Origin of the sequence: Salmonella sp. SG203, assembly GCF_013350575.1 — a bacterium.
GTDB classification, from domain to species: domain Bacteria; phylum Pseudomonadota; class Gammaproteobacteria; order Enterobacterales; family Enterobacteriaceae; genus Salmonella; species Salmonella enterica.
On record NZ_SNMT01000071.1, the window covers coordinates 1 to 1,749 of the forward strand.

1 protein-coding gene is annotated in these 1,749 nt (G+C 63.3%); it reads right to left on the bottom strand.

Annotated elements, in window-relative coordinates:
* On the bottom strand, positions 1-1,602 hold a 1,602-nt coding region (locus HV477_RS27780), incomplete at its 3' end, for a cobalt ABC transporter permease (protein ID WP_175065737.1).
* Positions 1,603-1,749: the final 147 nt, after the last annotated feature.

Genomic DNA, 1,749 nt, shown 5'->3' on the forward strand with positions numbered 1-1,749 from the left:
GTTCAGTGCCTGCTGGTAGTCGCCAACCTCCATGTGCGCATTCACCTCCGCCTCCGGCAGGACGTCATGAATCGCCTCCCGCAGGTAGTCCAGCGTCAGCCCCTGTGCAAATCCCATATAAAAGCAGAACTGTACCGGTACCCGGCAGCGGGCCTGCACCTCCGCCAGCGCCGTCAGGAATCCCGGGTTGATTTTCATAATCGAGGCACACACCGCGATACGTACCGGCAGGGCAAACGGTAACGCCTGCTGCTGACGAATGGCAAATGGCACGCGCTTCTCCGCCACCCGGGGCGTCTGTGCCGGCGGCACGAACGGCATACTGTCCGCCGGAACCGCACACACACGCTCGCTGAAACACGCCGGGTCACCCACAAAATCCTCCTCCACCACAAATCCGTCCATCTGCCCGCAGAAGGTTGAGGCACCGTGTCCCAGCCCGACCAGCTGAAGCGGCGCCAGGCGCAGGTTGCTCAGGTAAATGGTGTACGGGAACATCCCGACACCGGCGTAATACACCACCGCAGGCTTCAGTTCCCGGGCCAGCGCATACGTCTCCCGGAACGCCTCACTCCCTGACACCCGGTGACAGACGTCAAACACCTGCTCCGTCACCGCATCCACGCTGCCCTCCATCGCCACGCCGTGGAGCGTGAAGCCGGCCCGCAGCGCCCGGAAGGCCGTTGAGTGGGTCCGGTACACGCTGTGCCGGCAGGTGAAGTGCTCCAGCACAACCAGCATTACCGGTTTTTCGCCTGCTGCGGGGGGAGACGTTTCTCCGCCCTTCACGGCCAGGTCACAGAACCCCTGCGCCTGCAGGGTGTGCCTGACCAGGGTGTTCACGCTCCGCTTGATGAGATGTTTACCCGGCAGATCCGCATACGAGCAGTGCATGTACACGTCATGCAGCACCGCCACCGGCAGAAAATCCAGCGAGTCCAGCTCCGTGAGCTTCTCCGGCAGCCAGGCCAGCAGTTGCTCCCGTTTTGCATGTGCCGCCGGGGTCGGTAACGCCCTGCCGCTTATCAGCGCGCAGAACAGCCGCACCACCGTCTCCCGGTCGTACTGCCACAGCACCTCCGGCTGCAGCGCTATCTCCGAGTCCGGGAAGTAACACAGACAGAACAGCCTCAGGTTACCGGCATTCAGCGTCAGAGGGTCCACCACGCCGCCGCCGGCCGCGTTCAGGTTACGGATGATGTGGTCCCCGTGGCGGTAAGCGCTCACCGCAAAAATCAGGGCCAGCCAGCGGTGCAGGTTCATCAGCTGCACGTACCCCGTATCGCTGATGCTGAACCCCGGGCGGGAGAACAGCGTGGTGACTGCCCCGGCAATGCGGGTACAGAGATGGCGGTTCAGGGTGTCAGGGCGCTGCCCCGGCGCATATGCCCGGACGTGGTCGCTCCACTGGCCGTATGCCCGGTCCAGCTCACCGAGCAGAAAGACCAGCTCCCGGCAGGCCTGTTCCGTCTCCTCCGTGTGCACGCGCCATTCAAACTGCTCCAGGTTAAACAGGGTCACCGCCGGCAGCGTGGCGGGAGATGACGGTACCGGCTGTACTGCGTTATCCGCAGGCGTGTTGTCCGTACGTGTGTTGTCCATTTTGACAGTCCTCAGGGGAAATCAGGGTAAAACCCTCCCGGACCGGGGCTGAGGCCCCGGCCGGAAAGGTTATTCAGGTGTTAAAACAGAAGGTCAGCCCCTTACGGGTGCAATGGCCTGTCAGGTGTGCCTGCATCCAGGTGGCGG